Source organism: Pseudosulfitobacter sp. SM2401, from assembly GCF_042932805.1.
Taxonomy (GTDB): Bacteria; Pseudomonadota; Alphaproteobacteria; order Rhodobacterales; family Rhodobacteraceae; genus Ascidiaceihabitans.
This window is the reverse complement of sequence record NZ_CP170633.1, coordinates 1,405,179-1,424,320: the sequence shown is the minus strand read 5'-3', so window position 1 is coordinate 1,424,320 and position 19,142 is coordinate 1,405,179. Positions and strand designations below refer to the sequence as shown.

General features: G+C 55.9%; 17 protein-coding genes. 6 read left to right on the top strand and 11 right to left on the bottom strand.

Annotated features, from left to right (window positions below):
* Positions 1–66: 66 nt before the first annotated feature.
* Together ACFIO0_RS07010 and ACFIO0_RS07005 are read right to left on the bottom strand one after the other, a co-directional pair.
* On the bottom strand, positions 67–915 hold the full coding sequence (locus ACFIO0_RS07010; RefSeq protein ID WP_390914636.1) for a hypothetical protein: 849 nt from the start codon (positions 913–915) through the stop codon (positions 67–69).
* A 500-nt stretch (positions 916–1,415) separates the two neighbouring features.
* Positions 1,416–1,853 carry a response regulator gene (locus ACFIO0_RS07005; protein WP_390914635.1) on the bottom strand — a complete coding sequence of 146 codons (438 nt, stop codon included), beginning with the start codon at positions 1,851–1,853 and terminating at the stop codon, positions 1,416–1,418.
* A gap of 335 nt (positions 1,854–2,188) precedes the next feature.
* Here ACFIO0_RS07005 and ACFIO0_RS07000 point away from each other — a divergent pair, with 335 nt between their 5' ends.
* Positions 2,189–2,992: a nucleotidyltransferase domain-containing protein gene (locus tag ACFIO0_RS07000; protein ID WP_390914634.1), complete on the top strand. Its 804-nt coding sequence runs from the start codon at positions 2,189–2,191 to the stop codon at positions 2,990–2,992.
* Positions 2,993–3,839: 847 nt separating this feature from the next.
* On the opposite strand, the gene ACFIO0_RS06995 is transcribed toward ACFIO0_RS07000, so the two are convergent.
* Positions 3,840–4,739: a LysR substrate-binding domain-containing protein gene (locus tag ACFIO0_RS06995; protein ID WP_390914633.1), complete on the bottom strand. Its 900-nt coding sequence runs from the start codon at positions 4,737–4,739 to the stop codon at positions 3,840–3,842.
* A 98-nt stretch (positions 4,740–4,837) separates the two neighbouring features.
* Here ACFIO0_RS06995 and ACFIO0_RS06990 point away from each other — a divergent pair, with 98 nt between their 5' ends.
* Positions 4,838–5,821 carry an aldo/keto reductase gene (locus ACFIO0_RS06990; protein ID WP_390914632.1) on the top strand — a complete coding sequence of 328 codons (984 nt, stop codon included), beginning with the start codon at positions 4,838–4,840 and terminating at the stop codon, positions 5,819–5,821.
* 98 nt (positions 5,822–5,919) lie between these two features.
* Complete coding sequence (locus ACFIO0_RS06985; protein ID WP_390914631.1) at positions 5,920–6,573, top strand: TIGR02453 family protein; 654 nt, start codon at positions 5,920–5,922, stop codon at positions 6,571–6,573.
* A 73-nt stretch (positions 6,574–6,646) separates the two neighbouring features.
* On the opposite strand, the gene ugpC is transcribed toward ACFIO0_RS06985, so the two are convergent.
* The 4 genes from ugpC to ugpB are packed head-to-tail and all read right to left on the bottom strand — an operon-like array spanning position 6,647 to position 10,825.
* Complete coding sequence (ugpC, locus tag ACFIO0_RS06980) at positions 6,647–7,702, bottom strand: sn-glycerol-3-phosphate ABC transporter ATP-binding protein UgpC (RefSeq protein ID WP_390914630.1); 1,056 nt, start codon at positions 7,700–7,702, stop codon at positions 6,647–6,649.
* 3 nt (positions 7,703–7,705) lie between these two features.
* On the bottom strand, positions 7,706–8,542 hold the full coding sequence (gene ugpE, locus ACFIO0_RS06975) for a sn-glycerol-3-phosphate ABC transporter permease UgpE (RefSeq protein WP_390915298.1): 837 nt from the start codon (positions 8,540–8,542) through the stop codon (positions 7,706–7,708).
* A gap of 32 nt (positions 8,543–8,574) precedes the next feature.
* Positions 8,575–9,456 carry a sn-glycerol-3-phosphate ABC transporter permease UgpA gene (gene ugpA / locus ACFIO0_RS06970; protein ID WP_390914629.1) on the bottom strand — a complete coding sequence of 294 codons (882 nt, stop codon included), beginning with the start codon at positions 9,454–9,456 and terminating at the stop codon, positions 8,575–8,577.
* A gap of 58 nt (positions 9,457–9,514) precedes the next feature.
* The gene (gene ugpB / locus ACFIO0_RS06965; protein WP_390914628.1) at positions 9,515–10,825 is read right to left on the bottom strand and encodes a sn-glycerol-3-phosphate ABC transporter substrate-binding protein UgpB; all 1,311 of its coding nucleotides are present in this window, start codon (positions 10,823–10,825) and stop codon (positions 9,515–9,517) included.
* Between the two features lie 178 nt (positions 10,826–11,003).
* Here ugpB and ACFIO0_RS06960 point away from each other — a divergent pair, with 178 nt between their 5' ends.
* Positions 11,004–11,924: a LysR substrate-binding domain-containing protein gene (locus ACFIO0_RS06960; protein ID WP_390914627.1), complete on the top strand. Its 921-nt coding sequence runs from the start codon at positions 11,004–11,006 to the stop codon at positions 11,922–11,924.
* 67 nt (positions 11,925–11,991) lie between these two features.
* Here ACFIO0_RS06960 and ACFIO0_RS06955 read toward each other — a convergent pair whose 3' ends face one another.
* On the bottom strand, positions 11,992–13,614 hold the full coding sequence (locus ACFIO0_RS06955) for a long-chain-fatty-acid--CoA ligase (RefSeq protein WP_390914626.1): 1,623 nt from the start codon (positions 13,612–13,614) through the stop codon (positions 11,992–11,994).
* Between the two features lie 119 nt (positions 13,615–13,733).
* Here ACFIO0_RS06955 and ACFIO0_RS06950 point away from each other — a divergent pair, with 119 nt between their 5' ends.
* Positions 13,734–14,213 (top strand): thioesterase family protein, encoded by a 480-nt coding sequence (locus tag ACFIO0_RS06950; RefSeq protein WP_390914625.1) that lies wholly within the window; start codon positions 13,734–13,736, stop codon positions 14,211–14,213.
* Positions 14,214–14,247: 34 nt separating this feature from the next.
* On the opposite strand, the gene pgi is transcribed toward ACFIO0_RS06950, so the two are convergent.
* From pgi to zwf, 3 genes are read right to left on the bottom strand one after another with little or no spacing between them, the layout of a single operon-like run.
* Positions 14,248–15,855, bottom strand: coding sequence for a glucose-6-phosphate isomerase (gene pgi, locus ACFIO0_RS06945; RefSeq protein WP_390914624.1), 1,608 nt, complete (start codon positions 15,853–15,855; stop codon positions 14,248–14,250).
* Positions 15,856–16,524 (bottom strand): 6-phosphogluconolactonase, encoded by a 669-nt coding sequence (gene pgl / locus ACFIO0_RS06940; RefSeq protein ID WP_390914623.1) that lies wholly within the window; start codon positions 16,522–16,524, stop codon positions 15,856–15,858.
* Positions 16,521–17,978: a glucose-6-phosphate dehydrogenase gene (zwf, locus tag ACFIO0_RS06935; protein ID WP_390914622.1), complete on the bottom strand. Its 1,458-nt coding sequence runs from the start codon at positions 17,976–17,978 to the stop codon at positions 16,521–16,523. The genes pgl and zwf overlap by 4 nt, the downstream gene beginning before the upstream one ends.
* 155 nt (positions 17,979–18,133) lie before the next feature.
* On the opposite strand from zwf, the gene ACFIO0_RS06930 reads away from it, so the two are divergent.
* A complete protein-coding gene (locus ACFIO0_RS06930; protein ID WP_390914621.1) occupies positions 18,134–19,093 on the top strand; it encodes a radical SAM protein in 960 nt (319 codons plus the stop codon).
* Positions 19,094–19,142 lie beyond the last annotated feature (49 nt).

The following is a 19,142-nucleotide window of genomic DNA, read 5'->3' as shown; positions in this document are numbered from 1 at the left end:
CTTGGGGCATCGCTTGCGCCCTGCAGCAATCCGCTCTCACCGCAAATGCGCAAACGTCTGACCAGCTTAATCGACCCGTGCGTCTTGGATGTAGCTGAGGACATCATCGTACGACAGTAAGCCACGCACGATGTCTTCAATTTCGTTTTTCAGATCTTGCCGGCTGTTGCTCAAAGAGCTCTGGCTTTCTTTGGCGATTTTGTAGACCTCATTTAAAGATGGTCCCTCTAACCTTGCTCCCAATTTGCTCAACAGTTTTTTTGCCGCTTGCTTGGCGCTTTGCGTTGAAATCAAATCTTCGAATTTGACATGCACTTTGGGCCCGTCTTTTTGAACTGCGTAGCGAAAAACCAGAGACAGATACAAGTCAATCTGGGCTTGAATGGTAATCCGTTTTTGACGTTTTGTAAGCCAAGGAAATTTGCGCCTATTCGACAACATCCGCGTTGTATGGGATGAAATCGCAGCCGCCGGATCACGGGTGATAAAGACCATACCCATCGGGTTTTGCGACCTCGCTTTGTCTCTTTCGTGAATTTCTCTCACAAAATGCGCTTTATATCCAATGGGTTGATCACAATAAATCTGGATGAGCCGCGGCTCGTTTACTGGTCTTTCACAAATCGGGATATCTCGCTTTGCCCCAAGACACCCTTCTGTCGGTTGATTGGTATATGCCTCGATGATCGCCCTGACCAGGTGGTTCCCGCTTCTGGGATAAGAGGCGATGTGCCAGGATCCTCGTGATTGAAGATTTGGAATAGTTTTGCGGGACGCAACGAGCATCAGCTCCGGTTCTGCTGACGTCACCATGGAAACGACACGCAAAAAAACTGCCTCGTGGTAATCGGTTGTCTGAAGGGTGTTGATGCCTGTGCCAGTTTCAGCATGTGTCGTTCCTATCAACTTTTTCATTCCGATAAGCACGGCACGATGCGATTGAGATCATGTCGCCTTATGTCCAATGATACGTTCGAGAGGCACAGTTCCGTCGGTCGCACGCATGGACCAGCTTTAAGCAGGTGACCTGAACCGGTTTCTTTTCGGATTGGGACGTCGATCAAGGACGAAAGCGAACACGTGGACCCAGTCAGCCCAGTTTATTGCATCTCTCGAGTAACGGCTGAAAGGTCTTGATTTTATAGCTAAATACCACATTTTTAACGGAAAAATGCCAAAAAAGATTTGGGTGTTTGAGCATTTCATCTGGAATTTGTGTGTGTTTGGCAGCGTTTAATCTTCGACAACATTCACCCTGTCTACGCAGGCCATCGGCACATAATAAATGCCATTTTTTGACCAATAGCCACATTCCGCCGATAGCTTAGAAATTTGCATTCCTCGACATATCTGTGCGGACACGGTCAGACTGCGGGTCGTCGTAGGGTATGCAGCATACTCACGAACCACTCCCTTTAATTCCGCGTGTAGTGCGTTATCTCAGGCTCCTTCAAAGATTTGCTTGTGGCGATGGCTTGCAGAAAACCAATGTCCGTTTGATTTTTTGGGAAATATCCGTCGGCACCTCGAATTAGGGCTGTGTCCATGTCAGTCGGATCACCAGATGTCGTCATAATGAAAACAACCGTGTCTTTCAGGTCGGGATCCTGGCGCAACGTTTCGAGAAATTCAAACCCATCCATACGCGGCATGTTGATGTCGAGGATCACCATGTAGGGGTGCTCAAGTTTCTCGCGCCCCGCGTCGCCTCGCAAAATTTCCAACGCCTCAACCCCATCCGAGGCTGTGACGACCAGGTTTCCAAACTCCGATTCGGACAAAAACCGCTTGAATTTGATTGCGCAAACGATGTCGTCGTCGACGAATAAAAACTTAGTGGCCTCATTTTTCATTCTGCGAAACTCCGACTTTGAACTGTCTTCGCGCATAAAATCGTCTGGAATGATGAAGAATTGGTTTCTGAATACGAAATACATGACTGAACGGGTGCCATGACCCTGTTCTGCGCAAGCGGTTCAAGCCGAAAAAGCGCAAGTAATATGGCGCACGTTCGCTTATCGGGTCCCAGATAAAATCTGGAATTCACACCGCCACCCAACCGAAAAACCGGACCGTTCGCAGAACAAAAGTCGGCAAAAACCCACCGACATCCGCTTTGTGACCAAATTGACCGTCATTTGTGAGGGCGTTAACCTCGCTGCAATAGAATCACGTCAGGGTTGAATTTGTGGCGCGCAGTGACACCATCAAAGTAATTTCCGACGCCACCCGCGACGTGCCGGGCCTCAAAGCGCTCTTTCTAAGCGGCAGTTACGCAACCGGTTTGGCAGACCAATACAGCGACATCGATTTTGTCTTGGTGGCAGACAGCGGCGCATCTGACGAAGTCGCACAGATTTGGCACGACGCTGTCGGTAAAACCGGCGAAATCATGCTGTGGTGGGACCGCACAAACGTCCTGGTTTTGATCAATGCCATCACTGCGGACTGGACCCGCACCGACGTCGTGATCTTGAAGCCCGAGCAGATGGGATCACACGCGCAAAGCAGTTTGAAACCGCTGTTTGATCACGACAATATCTACGACAGCTTGGCCAAATCTGCGCAGAATTACGGGCCGAACCTGAAGAAATTTAGGTATCAGGTCGAAGAGTTTATCCGAATCCTCGGCCTCTTGCATCTAGCGGCCGGTCGCCACGAATACATCAACCGTGTGCTCGGCGTGTTCCACCTGCGCAACTTGCTGGTGGATTTGTTGATCGAAGAAACAGACGCCCCCAATCGCGGCGGCATTTTGCACCTTAACCGGCTGATCACAGAGGACCAAAAGCACCTGCTGACAAGTTTACCACCAGCGGTTCCAACCCGGGATGCGATGATTTCTGCCCATCTGGCGTATGCAAAAGCGTACCTGCCACGTGCGCGAAACAGAGCCACGCGTTTGGGGATGGACTGGCCTGAACGCTTTGAGGCGGCAACCTGGGCACGGCTTGGCGAAGCCTTATCCGTGCAGTGCCCCTACATGCGATAACGAGCCGTAGACCGCCTGAACGCTGTCCCCGACAACATCAGGCCTCCCGATCATCGAATTTCGCGAGGTGCCTCTCAGGAATTCGCGACAATTCAGCCAGCTGTTCGCGCGCCGCTAAAGGTCGCAGATTGCCCGGCGACCACCCTCGCCCCAGCGCAACAGCATAGGCAGAAACATGATTGGTGGATCGCTCAGCCAAGTTCAATCTGTGCAATCATACTGGACTGAAAGGCACCTCGCCCATTCGCATATTTCCACCCACCAGCAAAACTGAATGCTGTGTTCTGATCTGTTTCAGGTCGGGATTGCTTAGCTTCGCGCACAAATCGATGATGACGGTGATTTAGAAACCAACGACTATGCCGTGCTGCAAGGGGTTGTTGTGGATGATGTGACCGACCTGTTGCTGACGGCCTAGATTGGGTCAAATGCAGCACTGTCAGAGTGGCGCGCAAGCCACCGGTGGAGGCCGTTTCAAGCGCAATTGGTCCACCATGAAACCCTGCCACATCACGCGCGATTGTCAGCCCCCAGACGGACAACAGTGTCTTGCAAGTACCGCAGCCGCCCGAGAGTAGCGTTTTGCGTACCCAACCAGCACCCATCCGAATGCCATCAGACCATGCAACCGATTGCTTTTGAAATCGGAGGTCGCCTCCAGCGCGGCGAGATCAACCGCAACGCCAAGCTGCCAGTGCCCTCCGCCGGTTCAAAGTATTCAGCCGCGGGATCAATTCCAACATCTGAAAACGTTTGCCCAGACAATCATCACCGACCGCGCTCAGCCCCTGAACGCGATCCTGCCAACTGCTGCGCGCCGTCAGCGACACAACCGGCCTCTTCAGCCCTATTGCGTTGCACCTGTCAAATTCGCGCGTTCCCGCTCAAACGTCTCGACAAGGTGGTCCACAACTACGCGCACGCGCCGGGACGCGGCCAGATCGCTGTGCACCACCAACCAGATTGGCTGATCCAGACCCAAATCCATCGGCACTTTTTGCAACCCCGCCTGTTGCGCCATAAAATGCGGCAAGATCGTCAATCCAAGATCCGCCTTGGCCGCTGCGATTTGCGCCGACAGCGTCGTCGTCAACAACGCGGGCGCGCGACCACGCAAAACCCGCTCCATCCATTGCGCTGCGGGCAGCATGTTGTGGCGTTCGGTCCATCCGATCATGCGGTCATTGGCAAACATCGCGTCCTCGGGATTTTCCAGCCGCGACGCCATGTAGGGCACCGATCCGTACAGGCCAAACCCGATGGTTCCAATCCGGCGCACAGACACATTGCCCTGCGTCGGGCGCACCATACGAACCGCGAGATCCGCGTCACGGCGGTGCAAATTCACGGTGGCGACATCGGTCATGACTTCGAGCGTCAGATTGGGGTGGCGGTTCAACAACGGTACGATCGCGGGAATAATGATCGGATTGGCAAGGTTTTCAGCCGTCGCCAACCGCACATGGCCGGTCACTTTGGCCTCGGTTTCGACGTTTGATTGGAACCCGCGCATGGCGTCATCCAATGCTTCTGCGCGCGGCAATAGCGCTTGGCCTTCGTCTGTCAATTTGTAGCCGGTTTGGTGGCGGGCAAACAACGGAACACCCAAGGCCTGTTCCAACCGTTCGATCCGGCGCGATACCGTGGCCACGCCTATGCCCAGCCTGCTTGCCGCATCGGTCAAAGTACCGCTGCGCACAACTGCCAAAAAGACGGGCATGTCATCCCAATTCATGCGTGTGCTCATGATGTCTTTCATAAATGAAAAATGAACTTCCAAAAAGCGGCATTTTACGCCTGCTTTCGAAAAGCTAATTTGGGGACATCCACAACAGGAGAACCGCGATGCAAACCCGATCTTTAACAGCAAACCTCAGTGTTTCGACCCTTGGCCTTGGTTGCATGGGGATGAGCGAATTTTACGGGCCCAGAGACGACGCAGAATCGATGGCGGTCTTGCACCGCGCCTGCGATCTGGGCGTCACGTTCTTTGACACCGCCGACATGTACGGGCCGCACCACAACGAAGAATTGATTGGTCGTTTCCTGAAACAACGCAAGCCCGACGCCGTGATCGCAACCAAGTTCGGCATCGTACGCAAACCCGGCGAATACGCACGCACGCTGGACAACAGCCCGCAATACGCACGCGCCGCCTGCGAGGCATCCTTGCGCCGATTGGAGGTCGAGCACATCGACCTCTATTATGTTCACCGCGTTGCCCCGGACCGACCCATCGAAGACGTGATGGGGGCATTATCGCGCTTGGTGGAAGCTGGCAAAATCGGTCACATCGGCCTGTGTGAAGTTAGCGATGCAACCCTGCGCCGCGCCCACGCCGTTCATCCAGTCGCGGCGGTTCAGACTGAATATTCACTGTGGTCACGCGATGTCGAACGCGACGTGCTGCCAACGTGCGATGAACTCGGGATCGGGTTTGTGCCCTATTCTCCACTCGGGCGCGGATTTTTGACCGGAACGTTTGATCGTCACGCGGGTTTTGAACCCGGTGATTTTCGCGTCAACCTGCCCCGCTTTTCGCCAGACAACATCGCAGCAAACGCGACGCTCGTCGACGTGGTGCGCCACCTTGCCGCCACCAAGGGCTGCACCCCGGCACAGATCGCATTGGCCTGGCTGCTAAGCAAAGGCGACCACATCGTGCCGATCCCCGGCACCAAACGCCTCAAGTACCTTGAGGAAAACGTCGCTGCCGCCGACCTTACCTTGACCGGTGATGAGGCCACGCATCTCGAGGCCGCGATTGCGCCGCTGGACGTCGCCGGCGCGCGCTACACGCCCGAAGGCATGAAGGGGCTGAATGCATGAGCCGACCAGTTTGCGCTGGAAAACCCGTGGCTGATGGTTTGAAATAACTCTACAAGGGTGCCATCGCAACGCGGTGTCCGCGCAACAGGAGTTAAGCAATGGTAGAGCCGGAAACATTCGAGTTCCTGACAGATCTCGCGGTGAACAACCGCAAGGCTTGGGTCGACACGCACCGCGAAGAACGCGACGATGCTTTGCGCAATTTCACCGGCATCGCGACGACTCTGCACGACTATGCCGATCGCTTTGATCCCTACGTGGCCGATGCGGTGAACAAGCCAAAACAAAGCTACACCAAGTTCTTTCAAGACCCACGCGAACGCACAGGTCCGGGTCTGTATCGCACGACCATCGATGTGTTTGCCAACGCGGGTCACCCCACTGAGGATTTCGGGTACTACCTGCACATCGAGCCCGCAAATTGCTACGCGGGTGCCGCCCTGTTCCAGCCTTCAAAGGCGGCACTGGCGCGGGTGCGCAACCGTTTGCACGATGATCCCACAGGCCTGAACGACATTTTGGCGGACCGTGATTTCAAGACAACTTTTGCAGACGGTTTGGTCACGCGAAAGGCGCTGAACGTCGTGCCGGAAGGTTTTGAAGAAAACGATCCGGCAGCCCCATATTTAAAGATGGTCGGCCTTGGATGCCGCAAAAACATCACCGACGAGCAGCTATTGGATGACGAGGTGATCGACCAACTGATCGAGATTTTCCGCGCCGCCACCCCGCTGGTGCGTTATTTCGACTAAAAACGGATAGTTTCGCAGCGCGCTGCACCAAAAACATACGCCACCGACATTGTTTACGCTGAGGTCGCTGTGATTATTGTGCGCGCCGCAACCCGGTCTCAACGTCGAAAAGATGCGCTTTTCCAGGCTGAATTCCAAAACGGATTTGTGCGTTTTTGTCGGTCAGCAGATGCACGCCTTGCATGCTCGCGGTAAAGTTTTCGGTGGTGCCAGCCAGCTTGCCGTGCAGCAGCGTGTTCGCGCCCAAAGGTTCGGCCATCTGAACATTTACAGCAATCGGGCCGGAATCATCGAACACCAGATGCTCTGGCCTGATGCCCAGTTTGACCGGCCCATCGACCCCAACCGCATCCGCGACCGGCTGATCCCCCAAAATGACCTTGCCGCCCCGAACCTGCGCATCAACGATGTTCATCGCCGGGCTGCCAATAAACTGCGCCGAGAACAATGTGCGCGGTGTTTCGTAGACCTCAAGCGGGGTGCCGATCTGCTCGGCAATGCCGCCATTCATCACGATCATGCGGTCGGCCATGGTCATCGCTTCGACCTGATCGTGGGTCACGTACAGCGATGTGATGCCCAGCTTGGATTGCAGTTCCTTGATTTCGAGACGCATCTGCACGCGCAGCTTGGCGTCCAGGTTTGATAGCGGCTCGTCGAACAAAAACACCGCCGGTTCGCGCACAATTGCACGGCCCATCGCGACGCGTTGGCGCTGGCCACCCGACAGCTGTCTAGGCTTGCGATCCAGCAGTGGTTCCAACTGCAACAGCTTGGCGGCCTCGACCACTTTGGCGTTGATCTGATCCTTAGGCAGGCCCGCGATTTTTAACCCGTAGCCCATGTTTTGGCGCACCGACATGTGCGGATAAAGCGCGTAGTTTTGGAACACCATCGCAATGTCGCGGTCCATCGGTTCCTTGTCGTTGGCGCGCGCACCGCCGATAAACACTTCGCCCGCGGTGATGGTTTCGAGGCCCGCAACCATCCGCAAAAGCGTGGATTTACCACACCCCGAAGGGCCGACAATTACGATAAATTCGCCGTCCGCAATGTCGGTTGTGATGCCGTGGATCACGTCCGTTGCGCCAAAGCTTTTCTTGACGTCCTTGAGGGAAACCGTTGCCATTTCTTATTTCTCGCTATCGACGAGGCCGCGGATAAACAGCCGTTGCATACTAACCACGACAATCACCGGAGGGATCATCGCAAGGATCGACGTGGCCATAATCACCGGCCAGTCCGCCACATCATCGCCCGATGGAAACATCTGTTTGATGCCCATCACGATGGTGTTCATTTCGGGGTCTGTGGTGATCAGCAGCGGCCACAAATATTGGTTCCAACCGTAGATAAACAGGATCACAAACAGAGCGGCGACATTTGTGCGGCTCATCGGGACAACGATGTCCCAGAAGAAACGCATCGGGCTGGCACCATCGACACGTGCGGCCTCTGCCAGCTCATCCGGGATGGTCAGGAAAAACTGCCGGAACAAAAATGTCGCCGTGGCCGAGGCAATCAGCGGCATAATCAGACCGCCGTAACTGTTCAGCATGCCAAAGCCAGCGACGACCTCGTAAGTGGGCACGATGCGCACCTCGACAGGCAACATCAGCGTCAGGAAAATCATCCAGAAAAACAGCATCTTCCCCGGAAACTTGAAATAAACGATCGCAAAGGCAGACAGCAGCGAGATCGCGATTTTGCCCACCGCGATGCCAATGGCCATCACCAGACTGTTGAACAGCATCGTTGTGACCGGCACGTTCACGCCTGAAAACAACGCCTTAGAGTAGTTTTCAACGAATTGATCGCCAGGCCAGAGCGGCATCGGTGGTTTGACGATTTCAGGCTGGGTCACGGTGGATGCCACAAAGGCCAGCCAGATCGGAAAGAAAATCACCAGCACACCAACAATCATCACAACGTGGGTCAGCCACAGGCTCGCGCCACGTTTTTCGACCATGCCATGCAGCTCTTCGCGTTTGAACAAGGCCATCAGTAATGCACCCTTTTTTCAACGAATTTGAACTGGATGATGGTCAGTAAACCGACCACAACCAACAAGACCACAGACTGGGCCGAGGACGACCCAAGGTCTTGGCCCACGAACCCGTCGGCAAAGACTTTGTACACCAGAATGGTCGTGGATTGTTGCGGCCCCCCTGCCGTGATCGTGTGGATCACGCCGAAGGTTTCAAAGAACGAATAGACGATGTTGACGACCAGCAGGAAAAACGTGGTGGGCGACAACAGCGGCAAAACGATTGTCCAAAACCTGCGCCAGAACCGTGCGCCATCGATGGCGGCGGCCTCGATCACAGATCGCGGAACGGCCTGCAAAGCGGCGAAAAAGAACAAGAAATTGTAACTGATCCGTCCCCACGCCGAGGCGACAACGACAAGGCCCATCGCCTCGCCTCCGTTCAAGACGTGGTTCCAATTGTAGCCAAAATTGCCCAAATACCACGACACCACGCCGACGCGGGTGTTGAACATGAACAGCCACAAAACGCCTGCAACCGCCGGGGCAACCGCGTAGGGCCAGATCAACATGGTGCGGTACACGCCCGATCCTTTGATCAAACGGTCGGCGATGACGGCCAGAAACAGCGCCGGGATCATCGAACACAAGGTCACAAGGATGGAAAACAATGCCGTCGTGCCAAAGGCTGCGCGGTAGAATTTATCACCAAACAGGAATTCAAAATTGCCAAGGCCGACAAAGCGCGACGACAACCCAAAGGGATCAGGGATGAACAGCGATTGATAGATCGCCTGCCCCGCCGGATAGAAAAAGAACACGGCAGAAATCAGCACCTGAGGCGCGATCAACAGCAGTGGCAGCCACCAGCCGCGAAACGTAACGCGTTTTTCCATCTCTTCGCCCCCGCGAAAAAGTAAGGCAGGCCCGGTGTTGGGCCTGCCCGGTTTTTAGTTAACGATTGGCAGCTTCAAAGCGGCGCAACAACGCATCGCCGCGCTCTTTAGCGCTGTCCATGGCTTCTTGGGCGGTTTTGTCGCCAGACCAAATACCCTCAAGCTCTTCGTCGATGATGCCACGGATTTGATCGAATGACCCCAGACGCAAGCCTTTGGAATTGGCCGTTGGCTGTTTCGCCGTCATCTGGATCACAGCGATGTCCGTGCCGGGGTTTGCATCGTAAAAACCGGCCGCGCGGGTGGCCTCGCCTGCCTCGACTGTGATCGGCAGATAACCGGTGTTCTGGTGCCATGCAGCTTGCACGTCGGACGAGGAAAGATAGCTCAGGAATTCACCCGCGCCTTTGTATTCCGCATCGTCATGACCTTCCATGACCCACAAGGATGCCCCACCGATGATGGTGTTTTGTGGTGCGTTTCCAACACCTTCCCAGTACGGCAGTGGGCGCACGTCAAATTCGAATTCGGCTTCTGAACTGATGCCCGCGTAGCCCGCAGAGCTTTCGGTGAACAGCGCACATTCGCCAGCGCGGAAGTTCGCGCCACCCTCGTTGCGGCGGCCCGTGTAGATGAATTTGCCGTCTTGTGCCCATTGGCCCATGGCCGTCAGGTGCGCAACTTGTGCCTCGCCGTTCAGCATCAATTCAGTGTCGAGACCCGCAAATCCGTTGTCTTGGGATGCGAATGGAACGTCATGATAGGCCGACAGGTTTTCGAGGTGGATCCAGCTTTGCCATGCGGTGACCAGCGGGCATTCTTCGCCGCCCGCCTTTAGCGCATCCAAGGTCGCGCCGACGTTCTGCCAAGTGGACAGATCCGTGTCAGGATCAACGCCAGCAGCTGTCATTGCGTCACGGTTCACCCACAAAACCGGCGTCGATGCGTTGAATGGCAAGGACAACATATCGCCGTCTGTGGTTGTGTAATAGCCTTTGACCGCACCGATATAGGAGTCAGGTTCGAATGCGGCACCGCTTTGGGCCATGACTTCGTGCATCGGGCGCACAGCACCGCTGGCCGCCATCATTGTTGCGGTTCCGACCTCGAATACCATCAAAATCTGCGGCTGTTCGCCGGCGCGGAAGGCAGCGATGCCCGCGTTCAACGTTTCGGAATAGTTGCCCTTGTGGCTTTCGACGACGGTATAGTCGCTTTGGCTGGCGTTAAAATCCGCAACTTGGGCTTTGACCAGCTCGCCAAGACGGCCGGTGAATGCGTGCCAGAACTGCACTTCGGTTTCTGCCATCGCCGCCACGGGCGTCAGCATTGTGGACACGGCGAGCGCGCCGATCAAAGATTTTTTCATTATTCCTCCCATGCACCACAGCGGTGCGTTTTTCTTGTGATGCTTTGGGGTGTCACCCGCATCGGTTGTTTAATATCAAAACGATACAGTCAGACAGGCATAATGCAAGGTCGTAAATTGTTGAAAAAATATAACATTGTGTTATGTCCCGTGAATTGCATTTGTGAGACTGGAAAACATGAAACAGAAACTTAGGTTACGCCAGTTCGAGGCCCTTATGGCCGTGGTACAACACAGTTCTGTGACACGGGCTGCAAAAGAATTGGGGATCAGCCAGCCAGCGGTCAGCCGCCTGTTGTCGGACCTTGGCCAGACCTTGGGATTTACCCTGTTTAACCGCCGCGATGGTCGACTGGTGCCCACCCAAGAAGTGCAATTCTTGCAATCAGACATCCAACGAGTCCTTGATTTAATGGGACAAATCGATGACGTCAGCCAAAGCATCACCCAGCGCAAAGCCGGCCACATCCGGATCGCGTGCCTGCCCGGTTTTGCCACCAGCCACCTGCCAAACGTCATCGCCAAATTTCTCAAAAACCGCCCCGGAGTGAGTTTTACAATCGAGCCTGATCGCCCCGAGCGCATCCTGGAATGGATGATCGACGAGCAATTCGATTTCGGGATCACCGATGGGTTTCGCGGGCATTCCGCAGTGCACAGCCGCGACATCGATGTGCGCACGGTTTGCATTTTCCCCACAGGGCACCGGTTGCAAAACTGCACGCATATTTCGCCACCAGATCTGGCCGGTGAAAAAATAATTCACACACGCCGCGACAGTGATTTTTTCAGAAGCCTCAGCAATGCGTTTCTGGACACAAACACGCCGCTGGAGACGCTGGTGGAAACCCGTCAATTTACCGCCGCCTGTGAACTGGTGTCGCTTGGGGTGGGTGTCGCTGTGGTCAGTGAACTGGACGCGGTCAAATTTGCCGATCAGCACATTTTGATGCGGCCGTTTTTGCCAAAAATCGCGCACAGACTGTCGCTGGTTCGACCAACCTTGAAACGCCCATCGGCGGTGACGCTGGAATTCATCGATGCCTTTGCCGCCAGCCTGTCGCCGTTTCGCACGTCTGACGACACGGGTTTGTTGTAATCGACGACAAAGTCAGGGCCCCGCCAACATGATGGCCGGGCCCTGATTATTTTAGGATCGGCAACGCTTAGCCGTCCATCAGCACTTCGCCGAATTCCTCGCGCAGGTTGCGTTTTAGCACTTTGCCCGTCGCATTGCGCGGCAACGCATCGGTGAACACGACCACATCGGGGATTTGCCATTTGGCGATCTGACCGTCGAAAATCGCGAGGATTTCTTCCTGCGACGGCGATTGCCCTTCGGCCACAACAGCGACCAAAATCGGGCGTTCATCCCATTTGGCATGGCGCGCACCGATCACGGCAGCGTCCGCCAATTTCGGATGCGCAATCGCGATATTTTCCAGATCCACGGATGAAATCCATTCGCCACCGGACTTGATGATGTCTTTGGACCGGTCCTTGATGCTGAGATACCCGTTCGGGTCCAGCGTCGCGACATCGCCCGTGTCAAACCAGCCATTGGTCAAAGTTTCATCACGGGTTTTCAGGAAATAGCTGTCCAAAATCCAGTGGCCACGCACGACCAGATCGCCTTGGGCAACCGCATCATTGGGTAAATCATTGCCTTCATCATCGACAATCTTCAGCTCGACACCCCACGGCGGGCGGCCCTGATTTTCGCGCAGCTTGTGCTGTTCTTCGATCGGCAGATCAAGGTGCTTGGCCAGCGGTTGGTTGGACGACCCCAGCGGCGACATTTCGGTCATGCCCCAGGCGTGGATCGTCTCGACGTCATATTTTTCACGGAACGCTGCGATCATCGACGGCGGGCAAGCAGAGCCGCCAACAACCGTGCGCGTCAACGAGGTCAGTTTCGATCCGACCTTGTCCGCCTCGCCCAGCAAACCCAGCCAGATCGTCGGCACACCCAACGCCGTGGTCACGCGGTACGTGTCGATCAGCTTGACCAAAGACGCGCCATCCAGACCCGGCCCCGGCATCACCATGCGTGCGCCAACCATCGCGCAGGCGTACGGCGTGCCCCATGCATTAACGTGGAACATCGGCACAACCGGCAGCACCACATCCATCGCGGAATGCCCGATACAGTCGTTCGTGTTCGACGCCATCGCGTGCAAAACGGTGGAGCGGTGCGAATACAAAACGCCCTTGGGGTTGCCCGTCGTCCCAGAGGTGTAGCACAGGCTGGACGCGGTATTTTCGTCGAACTCAGGCCAGACAAACTCCGGATCGCCGCCGCCGATAAATTCATCATAAAAGATCAAGCCATCGATCTGGGCCGCTGCGGCCTCGTTACGGCCTTCCATCAAAACGATGTGGTCCAAATGCGGACACTTGTCGCGAATGGCCGCCACCAAAGGAATGAACGTGGCGTCGATGAACAGCACTTTGTCCTCGGCGTGATTGATGATGTAGACCAACTGTTCGGGGAACAGTCGCGGATTGATCGTGTGGCAGACCAGACCAGCGCCCGAGACGCCAAAATAGATTTCCAAATGGCGACGATTGTTCCAGGCAATTGTGGCACAGCGGGCTTGCGGCTCAAGACCCAGCTTGGTTAACGCATCCCCCAAACGGTGCGAATTGGCCCCGACGTCACCCCAATTTGTTGTCTCGACACCCCCACCTGTGTTCACAGAAAACACTTCTGTTTCAGCATGATAGCGTGCGGCGTGATCCACAAGCGACTGGATCGTCAGCGCGGATGTCATCATTTGGCCAAGCATTGGCATCTCCCTGTTGGTGTTGTGGCGCCCATAATATTGCGCGCGCTCCCTTACGTCAGACCCTGCCAAGGCACGGGCCACCTTGCAAGCCCCACAATACTTCGCCTACAGATGACGTTATGTCATTGCGTTACCACACGAACTTGCCTCAGGCCGAACAGACGGCTGCCGGCATCGCTCACCCTGCCCCGTTGGCCTACGGCGACCGCGTGCATCACGACGAACTCGACACTTTGGCGCATGTGAATAATGTGCGATATTTCGTGTGGTTCGAACGGCTGCGCATCCGGTTCATGGAGGCGCACAACATCGGCACCATCGGTGATCCGACCAGCCCGCGCATCGTGATCCGTGGCGGCGAGGCGCGCTATCTCAAGGAAATGCTGCGCGACGAAGACTACATCGTCACCACCCGCTGCACCGGTTTTCGCAACACGTCACTGACGCTGGAACAGCAAATCTGGGCACATGGCACCCTGCGCGCAACGTTCACCTGCATCATGGTTTTGCTGACCTCAGACGGCAGCGCGCGTCAACCGATCCCGGATCACATCAAGGCCGAACTGATCAAAACCGACGGTGCCATTCAACACACCTGACCCCGCCTGTTCTGATCAAAAATACTCAAAAATTCTACGTTCGATGCCGCTGAACAAATCCAACCAAAGCTTGGGTCGACCCGTCTTTGCCTTCAACACTTTCGGTGCCCTCGACAACAGGTTGCAAGGCTGTGGCCAGTTCCTTGCCCAGCTCAACGCCCCATTGGTCGTAGGAATTAAGCCCCAAAATCACGCCCTCAACGAACACGCGATGTTCGTAGAGCGCGATAATTTGGCCCAGAACAAATGGATCCAATTTGGGGTAGGCAATCGTCACCGATGGCCGATTGCCCGCAAACACGCGGTGGGCCGCTTGGCGTTCCAATTCCGCACCACTTAGACCTTTGTCAGCCATGCGACTGCGTGCGTCATCCATGGATCGACCACGCATCAACGCTTCGGACTGCGCGAGACAATTGGCAACCAAAAGCTGGTGATGATGTGCCAGATCAGGCTCGTGCCCTTCGGCGGCAATCAGGAATTCGCACGGAATGACCCGCGTGCCTTGGTGGATCAACTGATAGAATGCGTGCTGCCCGTTGGTGCCGGGCGCGCCCCAGACCACAGGGCCCGAATGACGCCCTAGTGCGGTACCATCCATCGCCACGGACTTACCGTTGCTCTCCATTTCAAGCTGTTGAAAATACGCGGGTAATTTCCCCAAACGCTGATCATACGGCAGGACCGCGCGGGTCCCGTGTCCGCAAATCTGGTTGTGCCAAATGCCAACCAACGCGTGCATCAGCGGCAGGTTTTCAACCCCGGTCGCGGCACAAAAATGCACGTCCATCGCCTGCGCACCGCGTAGAAACGCATAAAACGCCCGCCGACCGATCCCGATCATCAAGCTAAGCCCGATAGGCCCCCAAACCGAATAGCGCCCGCCAACCCAGTCCTCGAACCCAAAGACGCGCTCGGGCGGAATCCCGAACTCGGCCGTTTTTTCATCAGACGTGCTGAGCGCTGCGAATTGCGCGTTCGGATCACCGCCACCGTCCAGCATCCACGCCCGTGCGGTGCGCGCGTTGGTCATGGTTTCGATCGTGGTAAACGTCTTGGACGCAACGATCACGAGGGTCGTTTTTGCATCCAAACCGCGCAGCGTATCAGACACATCCGCACCGTCCACGTTCGACACGAAATGCACGCGCGGGCCGTCGTGATAGGGGCTTAGCGCTTGCACGGCCATCGCCGGCCCAAGGTCCGATCCACCGATGCCGATGTTCACCACATCCGTGATGTCGCTGACGCGTACGGCATCCGCGTAATCGCCCATCCGCTCAAGCGTGGCGCGTACCTCTGGCAGCACATCCATACCGTCAACCAGCACCGGATCGCCGTCCAGATTGCGCAGCGCTGTGTGCAAAACCGCGCGCCCTTCGGTTTCGTTGATCACAGCACCTGCGAACATCTGATCACGTTTGGCAGTCACATCCGCGGCCTGTGCCAGCGCCAACAACGCGTCCCGAATACCGCTATCAATGTTGGTTTTGGAGTAGTCCAACAGCATATCGTGGCTGTCGGCGCTGAAATCCGCAGCGCGCTGTGTATCGCTGTCAAACAGGCTTAGCATTTCGCGGTTTTTGTGGGTTGCATGCAGCGTTTTCAGCGCCTGCCACTGGTCGTTCAAAGTATCAGTCATTTATGCCGCCCAATGAATGGTCATGCCGCTGGTCACGGCAGAAATAGGAGCCTCGTGCACCGACAAACCGGCCGTCGCCTTAAGCGCTGCGCGTTTGTCATCGCCAAATATCACGAGGTGTTTGGACAGCGCGCCGTTTAACGCAGGCCCGCTCAGGGTCACGCGAGGCTCCTGCCCTTGCGCCTGAATTGCGCACAGCGCATTTGCGTTATTCGCCAACGCCGCCTCAAGCCCGATTGCATTCGGAAACAGCGACGCGGTGTGCATATCCGCCCCCATGCCCAGCACCAAAACCGAGATCGGCAGCGTATCTGCGATTTGCGCAGACACAGCTGCAGCCCCATCCTCCGAGGTCATTTCGTCGACGTAAAACGGCACAAATTGTGCCGCACTGGCGCGTTCGACCAGCAACCGTTCCGCCAGCAGTTTCGCGTTTGATCGCGCATGATCGCTTGGCACCCAACGTTCGTCGCTAAGCATGATTTTGACACGCGACCAGTCCAGATCGGCAGCGCATAGAATGTCAAAAATCGGCCCCGGCGTGGTGCCACCGGGCACAACAAACGTGACTTGATCCTGGGTCAAAAGCGCGGTTTTCAAATCGCCAGCAAGGATGTTTGCAACATCGATCGCCAGCATTTCGCGGTCAACATATTCTTTGATATTCATGGGCTTACAGGTCTCCATGTGCGTCCATCACGCGCCAACATCTGATCCGAATCTCCGGGGCCTGTGCTGGCGCTGTCATAGGGTTTGGGCACGTCGCCACGCTTGTTCCAGCCTTCAATGATCGGGTCGGTCCATGCCCATGCGGCCTCGACTTCGTCACCGCGCATGAACAGTGTTTGGTTGCCACGGATCACGTCCATAATCAAACGCTCATACGCGTCCGGCGGATCGCCGCCATCTTCGCCCAACGCTTCGGCAAAGCTCATGTCGAGCGGCACGTCGATCAGGCGCATACCACCCGGTCCCGGCTCTTTGATTGTCACGCCCAACGTGATGCCCTCGTTGGGTTGCAGCCGGATCGTCAACACGTTGCGATGCTGGCCCTGAACCTCGTCAAAGATCGAGTGATTGCGCGCTTTGAACACCACAGTGATCTCGCTACAGCGGTCCACCATGCGCTTGCCTGTGCGCAGATAAAACGGTGTGCCCGCCCATCGCCAGTTCGAAATCCCGACCTTCATCGCCACGAAACTTTCGGTGGTCGATCGCGGATCACCAACCGCATCGCGGTAGCCCGGCCCATCGTCGCTGGCGCTATATTGCCCGCGCACAATATGGTGCGGCTCAACCGGATCAAGGGCGCGAATGACTTTCAGTTTTTCGTCACGCACCGCACCTGGGTCAAATTTCGACGGCGGTTCCATCGCGATCAAACACAGCAGTTGCATCAGGTGATTTTGCACCATGTCACGCATCGCACCGGATTTATCATAATATTCACCGCGCCCGCCAACGCCCACAGATTCAGCCACCGTGATCTGGATGTGATCGACGTATTGCGAATTCCACAACGGTTCAAACAGCAGGTTCCCAAAGCGCACCGCCATCAGGTTTTGCACGGTTTCTTTGCCCAGATAGTGGTCGATCCGGTAAATCTGGCTTTCGTCAAAATGCTCGGCCAAGGTCGCATTCAACGCCTCGGCGGTTTTCAGATCACGGCCAAACGGTTTTTCGACCACAATACGGCAGTGCTCATCGGCCATACCGTGTTGATGCAAACGTTCAGCCAGATCGCCAAACAGGCTTGGGCCAACCGAAAAATAGAACGCACGCACCAAAGTGCTGCCGGAAATCAACGCAGCCAGTTCGGTCCACCCCGCCTCGCCGCGCGCATCCACGGGCACGTATGACAGCCGTTCCAGAAATGCCTCAAGCGTGCCGTCTTCGCACGCGCGCCCACCGCCAAATTCGCGGATCGCTTCGGCGACAAATTCCTGATAGTCGGCATCGTCAAAATCGGAACGCGCAGCCCCGATGATCCGGCTTTCGGGTGGCATTTGCCCAGCACAATAGCGCCGAAACAGACCCGGAAGGATTTTGCGGCGCGCCAAATCGCCCGTGCCGCCAAAAATGACCAGATCGAATGGATCGACTGGGATAACGCGTGAGACCATCAGATATGCTCCGCCCTTATTGATGTTAGCGCAAACATGACCTTATTTTGACACGATCACAAGGTTGTCACGTGCCAAGAATGGTCTTTTTCTTGCAACTGCTTTCACCCTATCACACATAGACAAAAGGCAAAGAGCAAGGTCGCACGCACATCATGAAAGATTTGATCCCCGAAACGACTCTGGCAAACGTCGGTAAATTCGAAGATCCGAACCTCACCGCCAAGGGCGAGGATCGTGCGCGTGTGGCGCTGAGCAATCCGCAAACGCTGTGGTTCAACACCGGCACGCTGTGTAACATCGAGTGTGTGAATTGCTACATCCAAAGCAGCCCAAGCAACGATCGACTGGTCTATATTACCGCCGCCGAAGTGCAGGATTATCTGGATCAAATCATCACCCGCAAATGGCCCGTGACCGAGATCGCCTTTACCGGCGGTGAGCCGTTCATGAACCCGCAAATGATTGATATCACACGCGCATCGCTGGCCGCGGGCTACGACGTGCTGATCCTGACCAACGCCATGCGCCCGATGATGCGCAAGTCGATGCTGGCCGGATTGTTAGAACTGAACGCTGAATTCCCCGACAAGCTGACCTTGCGCATTTCGGTCGATCACTATGACGCTGCCTTGCATGATGCGGAACGTGGTGCCGGCGCGCTGGACAAAACAATTGTCGGTATGAACTGGCTGCGCGACAACGGGTTCAAAATGGCGGTTGCTGGACGCAGTGTCTTTGGCCACTCTGACGCCGAAAGCCGCGCAGGCTACGGCGCATTTTACGCAGAACACGGCTATGACATCGATGCGAACGACCCCGGCATGACCGTCTTGTTCCCAGAAATGGACGAAAGCGTCGAAGTGCCGGAAATCACCACCGCCTGCTGGGGTATCTTGGACAAATCGCCCGATGCGATGATGTGCTCTTCTTCGCGCATGGTCGTGAAACGCAAAGGGGCCGCGACGCCGTCCGTGTTGGCCTGCACGCTGTTGCCCTATGACGCGGAATTCGAATTGGGCACCACGCTGGAACAGGCCGAAACCGATGTGGCCCTGAACCACCCCCACTGCGCCAAATTCTGCGTCTTGGGTGGCGCGTCCTGTTCAGCCTAACAGCAGACGTAAAAAAGCCCCGGAGCCATGAAAAGAACCGAGGCTTATA